10 protein-coding genes are annotated in these 9,034 nt (G+C 30.7%); all 10 read right to left on the reverse strand.

What is annotated here, in order from left to right; translation table 11 throughout:
• Positions 1–12 precede the first annotated feature (12 nt).
• Positions 13–924, reverse strand: coding sequence for a PAS domain-containing protein (locus WY13_RS22215; RefSeq protein WP_242866502.1), 912 nt, complete (start codon positions 922–924; stop codon positions 13–15).
• 80 nt (positions 925–1,004) lie between these two features.
• Positions 1,005–1,274 (reverse strand): hypothetical protein, encoded by a 270-nt coding sequence (locus WY13_RS13995; protein ID WP_013240305.1) that lies wholly within the window; start codon positions 1,272–1,274, stop codon positions 1,005–1,007.
• 293 nt (positions 1,275–1,567) lie between these two features.
• Entirely contained in the window at positions 1,568–1,774 is a 207-nt protein-coding gene (locus tag WY13_RS14000; protein WP_063556223.1) for a helix-turn-helix transcriptional regulator, read from the reverse strand.
• The gene (locus tag WY13_RS14005; protein ID WP_063556224.1) at positions 1,755–2,165 is read right to left on the reverse strand and encodes a hypothetical protein; all 411 of its coding nucleotides are present in this window, start codon (positions 2,163–2,165) and stop codon (positions 1,755–1,757) included. The genes WY13_RS14000 and WY13_RS14005 overlap by 20 nt, the downstream gene beginning before the upstream one ends.
• Before the next feature lie 115 nt (positions 2,166–2,280).
• A complete protein-coding gene (locus tag WY13_RS14010; protein WP_063556225.1) occupies positions 2,281–2,829 on the reverse strand; it encodes a GrpB family protein in 549 nt (182 codons plus the stop codon).
• A gap of 114 nt (positions 2,830–2,943) precedes the next feature.
• The gene (locus WY13_RS21125) at positions 2,944–3,111 is read right to left on the reverse strand and encodes a class I SAM-dependent methyltransferase (RefSeq protein ID WP_278321791.1); all 168 of its coding nucleotides are present in this window, start codon (positions 3,109–3,111) and stop codon (positions 2,944–2,946) included.
• Positions 3,112–3,237: 126 nt separating this feature from the next.
• Complete coding sequence (ligA, locus tag WY13_RS14015; protein ID WP_156499048.1) at positions 3,238–5,232, reverse strand: NAD-dependent DNA ligase LigA; 1,995 nt, start codon at positions 5,230–5,232, stop codon at positions 3,238–3,240.
• Positions 5,233–5,264: 32 nt separating this feature from the next.
• A complete protein-coding gene (gene pcrA / locus WY13_RS14020) occupies positions 5,265–7,505 on the reverse strand; it encodes a DNA helicase PcrA (protein WP_063556226.1) in 2,241 nt (746 codons plus the stop codon).
• A gap of 395 nt (positions 7,506–7,900) precedes the next feature.
• Positions 7,901–8,194 carry a YerC/YecD family TrpR-related protein gene (locus WY13_RS14025; protein WP_063556227.1) on the reverse strand — a complete coding sequence of 98 codons (294 nt, stop codon included), beginning with the start codon at positions 8,192–8,194 and terminating at the stop codon, positions 7,901–7,903.
• Between the two features lie 264 nt (positions 8,195–8,458).
• A partial coding sequence (locus WY13_RS14030; protein WP_242866503.1) for a transposase occupies positions 8,459–9,034 on the reverse strand: 576 nt, incomplete at its 5' end.

Genomic DNA, 9,034 nt, shown 5'->3' on the forward strand with positions numbered 1-9,034 from the left:
ACGTAACTTCATTTATACTGATATAGCATCCTTTTTTTCTCCATAGTAGACAACAATTTCTTTATTAACTACTATAAACTTGTCTCTATATTCTATAAGCTCATCTTTAACACTATTTTTAACAAGTAAGCATACCAAATTTTTATCCAAGACATCTTTAATATTTTTACATTTGATATTTTTTCTTATATTAAATAACTTTTCAAATGCATTATTGTAAAATGATATATTTCCGTCCAAATCCGTAAACATTATTCCTTCTTTGGACATATTAAGTACTGCATTCAGATCTTCATTTTTAATATAAAGCTCCTTATATTTATCTTTTATGCCGCTGTCTAAATTTACGATTTTTTCTGAATATTTAAATAATCTGGTATCAATTACTCTATTTTTAAGTGTTAATTTATTAGAAATATTAATAAAAGTAGATATATCAATGTGTCGATTTCCTATATCTATAATTTTTTCAATATATTTTGGCACTCTGGAAACTTCACCAGGAGTTATTGCAAATTTTATGTTTTCATAATTTTGATTTTCGTCATAAGGTATGAGGGTAATATTATTTACACCTATCCTATATAATAAAGATATGGTTTCCAATGTGGCTGATTTTGCATTATTTACCACAAGAGCTTTAGTGCCTTGAGGAATATTAAATATTTTATAAACTTCATTTTCTTTTATCGTTCTTTTAATGACTATTATATTTTTTTTATTTTTTACATATCTCTCTATTTCAATTGCTATTTCATCATTCATTATCAATATTACATCATCATCTATCTTATCTGTACTTTTAAGCTCATTCAAATAATAATTATTTATTACAGCAAAACCCTTATATATCTCTTCTATATTGCTTTTCAAAAATACAGCCACTAAAGAATTGCTATTTGTAACAATTCCAATAGATTTCAATATATTCACCCCCAAGCTGTCGCCCATATTGGGCGTACCTAAAAAATGAGACAATCTATCAAAAGATTGTCTCTATAGCCTTAATAAACTTTCATATACATAAAAAACATAGTTGCGCAAGCTATCAATACACATGTTATAGGGTATACTATATTCCTAAAGTTAGCTCTAGAAATTATCATATTTATAGCCCAAGCTACCATCGTAACAAATATGCTCCACTGCAGCGTGCAATAATCATTAAAGTACTTTACATATGTAAAATGATATGTAGTAAGGAGTGTTAATATCAATGCCAAGATAGTAAAAATAACTCCTATCCACCCTAATAAATTTATTGTCCTTTTCATTTTTATCCTCCACTATAGTGATCCCAAGAAAAATTTGGCAGCACATTACATAAACAAACTGCCCTTAACTTAGAATCTCTATATTATACAAATAGTTTAACTTTCATATAAAATTAAACTATTCTTATAATAATCCTTTTTTACCTCTTTGTAAATATTTATACCATGCTTTCAAATTCATTTTTCTTTTATTATTTTAACTCCAAATCTTAATAATTCTTCTATGCTCCTTATTATATTTCCCTGTTTAAAAAATTCTATTATTTTTTTACTTGTTAAATAAGCCAGCTAATTCAATCATTTACGAATTCAAACAACTCTTCTACGGTTGTATTAAAAACCTTGGCTATATCCATTGCCATCTTTAAAGATGGATTATATCGACCATTTTCTAAATGCAAAATTGTTTCTCTTCTTACGCCAACAATTTCTGCTAATTCGCTCTGCTTAATTCCAGCATTTTCTCTATATTCTTTAATTTTAGTTTTTAGCATAGTCATCCATCCCATATTTATTTAATTTGTAGAATATACTTAATCTAACAATAAAAGATATCACCATACTGACTGCTAACAAGCACCCTTCTATTTTAGCATTTGCATTCTGATAAGCAGCATATAACATTATAGCAACAATGCAGATAACAAGTACTTTATATGCTATTCCATTTGCTTTTGATATGGCACTTTTTGCGAATTCATCTACAACTTCCATTTTATTTTTTATATAATATCCCAGTACTACTAATGCAATTAAAACAGCATCTCCCACTAATGCTACCAAATTACTAGAACACGTATAAAATCTGATACAAATCATAATTAAAATGCATACATCTACTATAGTATTCCATAATATAACTGATTGAATTTTTACCTTTTTTTCATTCATTTTATGTGCCTCCATATTATATATTTGTAACTTATGTTATAAATATATAACATGTGAATTCACTTGTCAATATAGAAGTTAATATATTCCTCAGTAAAATAATTTCTAATTATACTTATTTGATTATGTCACTCACTCTTGTATTTTCTTGGATCAATTTTTGATATATCATTCTTACAAAACTCTCTTTTTTATCTGTATATGTAATCCTATCATCCGGGTATTGCTTTGCTAAGGATATTTTCAAATCACTATACTCTTTAGCATACTCTTCATGCTCATTTAAGAAATCTCTGAATCGTGTCACAAAATAAAAATCAATATTGTTTGGTTCATAACAATGAACATGCCTTAATGAAATCTCCTCTTCACCTCTTAAAACAAAAAGATACCTATTCTTTTCTTTGTTTTGTGGACCACAATAATCATAACCTGCCCTTTTCATTTCTTCTATGTTCATATCTTCAAATGATTTTAATACTATGGCAATATCAAGTATTGGCTTGGCGTAGATACCATTAATTGAGGTGCTGCCTACATGCTGTATATCATTTACGTTGTCCCCGAAAATTTCTTTCAATTGTTTTTTTGCTTCTTCAAATTCCTCTTTCCATTCTTTACAATGAGGCAATAGTCTAACCTTATAACGCTCAACTCCTTGCATTCATGCACCTCCTAATGCCGTAGAATATGAATACTCTTCAGTTTGCATTTACTTTTGTCACTCTAAAAAAGAAAATTGTGATTTGAGATAACCATAAAATTTGCTTATATGTCCTTAACCAGTTTCTTTGTCTTTACAAACAGTATCACCATTTATAAAATAAGCGTTTTCTTTTAAACAATTATATATTTTTCTATAGAGTTGTACCTTTTGTTGTATAGTATAATGATGGAATGAATATGTGGAAAGTACCAAATCAAAATAGTTTTCCAGCTTTATCAAACACAGTATAACAGCTAAATTCGTAAGCTACTTTTTAATTTTGGTTTACCATTTTCTGCGTAATCAGTAGGTGCAGAAAATGTTGTGTCTGTATTTTATACTCATAAGATACATAAAACTCATATCTTATTTGAGCATTTGTAATAACTCCGCTTCAGATATTACCTTAACCCCTAATTCCTGTGCCTTAGTTACTTTGCTTCCAGGAGCATCCCCTGCAAGTACATATGTGGTTTTCTTGGATACCGAACCTGATACCTTGCCGCCGTGTTTCTCTATAAGCTCTTTTGCTTCAGTTCTTCCCATTGATGGCAGTGTTCCTGTAATAACAAACTTGCTACCTTCAAGTAAATTATCTGCTTCTTTATCTTCGTTCATTACCATATTTACACCGCATTTAGCAAGTTCACTTATAATTTTAAGGTTACCTTCATTTTTGAAATATTCAAATATTGCTGAAGCACTTATATCACCAATATCAGATACTTTCTTGATTTCATCAATGTCTGCATTAATGAGATTATCAATAGATTTAAAATACTTCATAAGTTCTTTAGCTGTTGACTTACCAACATTAGATATACCCAAACTTGCTAATAACCTCTGCGGCTCATTTTTCTTTGAATTTTCAATGGCATCAAGAAGTTTATCTGTATTCTTTTCTTTTCCGATTATACCTTCTTCAACAAGCTTATCCCTATATTCATTAAGATGATAAATATCTGGTATATCAGCTATATATCCTTTATCAACAAGCTGTTCAACATAAGCTGCACCAAATCCTTTAATGTCCATGCAGTCCCTGCTTACAAAATTAATAATTCTTTTTACAAGCATAGATGGACAGTTAATATTAGTGCACTTAATGTCAGCTGCACCTTCTTCTCTAGCAACTGGACTGCCGCATACAGGACACTTATCTGGAAATTGAAATTTAACTGTTCCTTCAGGACGTTTTTCGTGTATAACTTTTTTAATCTTAGGGATAATTTCTCCTGATTTATATACTACAATAGTATCACCAACCCCCACATCCAGTTCATCAATAAAATCTTGATTATGGAGAGTGGCTCTTGATACGCTTGTACCACACAACCTTATTGGCTCAAAAATAGCAACGGGGGTAATTCTTCCAGTTCTTCCTACTGTAAGTTCAATATCAAGAAGCTTAGTTTCCTTTTCTTCAGGTGGATATTTATAAGCAATAGCCCACTTTGGTACTTTAGAAGTACTGCCAAGCTCAGTTCTGTATGCTAAATTATTGATTTTAATAACCGCACCATCAATATCGTAATCTAAATCTCCACGGTTTTCACCAATTCTTTCAATGGCATCCCATATTTCACGAGTAGTTTTACATACTGTATAATTCTCAATAACTTTAATACCCTGTTTTTTTAGAAATTCATACCCTTCGGTATGAGTTTTAAATTCCATACCCCGAACATCCTGAACATTAAAAATAAAAAGAGATAAATTTCTTTCTTTTGTAATCTTACTATCCAGCTGTCTAAGAGTCCCTGCTGCACAGTTTCTAGGATTAGCAAATACCTTTTTTCCCAAGAGCTCCTGATGTTCATTAACATTCTCAAAAGCCTTTTTAGTCATATACACTTCTCCCCGAATTTCCAAGTATGGGAGCTTATCTTTAAGTGATTTAACTACATCATTTATCACTTTAGCATTGACTGTAACATCTTCACCATAGACAATACCATCGCCTCTAGTAATAGCAGTTACGAGTTTTCCATCTTCATAGCGTAAAGCCATTGATAAACCATCAATTTTTGTTTCTACTACAAATTCTACATCAGGAAATTGAGCTTTAACATCATCAACAAATTGTTCAACATCCTCTTTGCTAAAAACATCCCTAAGACTTAACATAGGAACTCTATGTCTAACAAGTACACCTGCTTCACGTTTAGCATTACCTCCTACATGCTGAGTAGGAGAATCCGGAGTGATAATCTCCGGATGTTCTCTTTCTATATTCTTCAGTTCCTGCATTAACATATCATATTCATAATCAGATACTTCAGGATTATCCTGATTGTAATACCTATCATTATGATAAGCAATTATTTTCTTTAATTCATTATACCTATCTTCATACATCAAAGCTAAAATCCTCCATAAACAATAAATACAACTTATACAGCTTCCAGCGGTGCTACCCCGTACATTAAATTTTTTATTCCCATCTTATCAAAAACTATAGTAAGTTTTATATCACTGCCACTTTTAGATATACTTACAATAGTCCCTAATCCAAACTTTCCGTGTTTAACTTTTGTTCCTTCTTTTATATTCTCTAGTTTTAAATAATTACCCTTTGGGACATTTTTTGCAGTAGGAGATACTGGGTTTTCTATCAAACTGCTCTGATGAACCTTTTTGTCCCAGGAAAAAGTATTTTTGTTTAATTGCCTATTTATAGGACTAGTAAAATTAGATTTTTTTAAACTGTCATACTCTATAAGGTCATGAGATATCTCACTTATAAAACTGGACTGCTGGTAAGATACCATTCTTCCAAATACCCTTCTTGTTTCCGCAGAAGTCATATAAAGTTTTTCCTTAGCTCTAGTTATTCCAACATAACAAAGCCTTCTAGACTCTTCCATTTCCTTAAACTCATTTAAAGACTGGGTTCCCGGAAATATTCCATTTTCCATTCCCGCCATAAAGACTACAGGAAACTCTAATCCTTTAGCACTATGTACTGTCATAAGTACAACTGAGTCAGCATCTTGATCAAAATTATCTACATCTGAAACCAAAGTCACCTTCTCTAAAAATGCAGAAAGAGACGGATCTTCTGAAGAAGTTTCAAACTCTGCAGCAGCAGATACAAGTTCTTGTAGATTTTCTACCCTGCTTATACTATCTGCCTCATTTGAATCTTTGAGTTCTTCTAAATATCCAGTAGTATCTAATATCTCCTTTATAAGGCTGGACACAGTAATCTTGTCCCTGCTTCTTATAAAACTGTTTATAAGGCTTACAAATTTATTTATACAATTAATATTCCTCTTTGTTAAATTTAAAACTTCATCTATAGCTAAAAGTACATTGTACATGGATTCATTCATAGAATTAGCAAAATCCTGTATTTTCTGTACTGTAGAATCCCCTATACTTCTCTTTGGCACATTTATTATCCTTCTTAAACTAACATCATCCAAAGGATTATTTATAAATTTTAAATAAGCCATAATATCCTTTATTTCTTTTCTGTCGTAAAACTTTAAGCCTCCAATAATTCTATAGGGAATGTTTGATTTCATAAATACATCTTCAAATATACGGGATTGGGCATTAGTCCTATAAAGTATTGCAAAGTCCTTGTAATGTTTGCTTTCATCCTCTTTCAGTATTTCTTTGATCTTAGATGCAATGTACCTGCCTTCATCTATATCTGAATAAGCCCTATACAATTTTATTTTGTCTCCATTTTCACTTTCAGTTCTAAGCCGTTTTTCTTTTCTATTTGAATTATTACTTATGACATCATTAGCTGCCTTCAATATATTACCCTTGGATCTATAATTTTGCTCTAACTTTACTACCTTTGCATTTGGATAATCTTTTTCAAAATCCAAAATATTTTTTATGTCCGCACCTCTCCAAGCATAGATACATTGATCATCATCTCCTACTACACATATATTTTTATGTGCCTTTGCAAGAAGTCTTACAAACTCGTATTGAGATCTATTGGTATCTTGATACTCGTCTACCATTATGTACTTGAACTTTCTCTGATAAAATTCCAGTACATCTTCATTTTCCTTAAAAAGCTGTACAGTTTTATATATAAGATCATCAAAATCCAGTGCATTGTTATCCTTGAGCTTTTTTTGATATAACAAATAAACATCTGCAATTTTATTCATTCTGAAGTTTCCTTCATTTTCTTTTTTAAATTGCTGTGGAGATATTAAATTATCTTTTTGTCCACTAATTTTATTTATTATTTCTCTGTCAGTTATGTCCTTGTCACTTATATTTAATTCTTTCATGCACTGTTTTATAAGCACTTTTTGATCATAACTATCATATATTGCAAAATTTTTATTATATCCTAATTTGTCTATTTCTCTTCTAAGTATTCTTACACAGCTTGAATGAAATGTAGATACCCACATTCCATCTACTTCATCTCCTACTAATTCTTTTATCCTGTCTTTCATCTCTCCTGCAGCCTTATTAGTAAAAGTTATAGCCAGTATTTTAGAAGGATATATATTCATATCCTCAATCATATGCGCAATTCTATAAGTTAAAACTCTGGTCTTTCCAGAACCTGCTCCAGCTAAAATCAATAGAGGACCGTCTACATACACTGCTGCTTCATACTGTTCTTTATTCAAAAGGCTTTTTAAATCCATAACATTCACTCCTGTTTGTTTATCCGATGGCTACCAGCCGTAATATCCCCATCACACACAGCGAAAGCGACTATCGCCAAATCAAAGATTTGGGATATCTGCTTTTCTTATAAAGTGGTGGATAACGGCTGCTACGCCCCTGGATAACGATTTCCCCTAAAGGATAACGCCTTCTAAGTGCTAAAGCACTAAGAATCCTGTTAATAAGTTTCAGATGGACAAAAACTCCACCTGAAACCAAGAACTCTGTTTATCTCCCCTAATTTAAAGTAGATACAGAGATACTTCCTGTTTAATATTATAACATTCTACAATTAATTTAATCATGAAAAGCATAAAAAATGTGCTGATATTTTTATCAACACACAAAAATTTATTTGTACTGATTGAATATATTATTTTAATCTTCCTAAGACTATCTTATAACCGTCACTTCCATAATTCAAACACCTATTGACCCTACTTATGGTAGCAGTGCTTGCCCCTGTTGCAGCTGCAATATCCAAATACGTTTTTTTGTTTTTCAACATTCTAGCTACCTGAAGCCTCTGTTCTAATGCCTTTATTTCATTTATAGTACATATATCCTCAAAGAATCTATAACACTCTTCTTTTGTCTTTAAAGACAATACTGCCTCACACAAGTAATCCATTTCTTTACTCTGTAATTTAGATTTATATTCTTCCATGAACTACACTCCTTATTCATGTACATTTGATGTTAATATTCCCCCTTTAATTTTATCACGTATTAAAACATTAATCTATAAAATTGTAGATAATTCAGAGATTTAGCACCTAAATTCCAGTAAAAATTTTATTTTTACTGGAATTGTATCTTTTTACACTTATTTTAAGTAATGGTAAGTTTTTAGACCGATAGGTCGTAAAAATATGTACAATTCCCTTAACCCAAGAAATCTTAAAAATTAATTTCCAGTTTTACTTTCAACTTAGGTCTTTATAAATAGTGGATTATACCAATCATCTTCTATAGTAAATCTTTCATCTTTTATATCTTCAATAACATCTATTTGAAGCATATTCTTCTCTCTAAAACCTCTTAAACATCTAAAAAAGTATAACTGCATTAGATTGAATGCTATTATTATAAACATTAAAACTGTCTCCACGCCCGTAGGGCTATGAAGAAAACAGTGGTCTAAATGCCATTCCGTTTTCAGTTGGTGAAAGACATTATTCTCAATGTCCCATCTTTTATGCATTATCTTCCACAAGGTTTCTACTGATGTAAATTTATCTGTTGTTATGATCCACCCTTCTTTAATTTCTATTTTATCTCCAGTATGAATTTCTTCTATAAATTTTATAAATCTTACTTCTATATCTGAATTGGACATTTGGAAATTATCATCATCCCAAGCTTTAATATTTCTATAAGCATTTATGTTTTTCTTTACAGTCCAACATTTATCTGCCTCACGACATTTAAATAGGGCTAACGCATCTTTTACAATATTAAGTCTGTGATCTTTTACTCTAACTACTACATCCATTCCTATGGAAAG

The sequence above is a fragment of the Clostridium ljungdahlii genome (genome assembly GCF_001636845.1).
GTDB lineage: Bacteria > Bacillota > Clostridia > Clostridiales > Clostridiaceae > Clostridium_B > Clostridium_B ljungdahlii_A.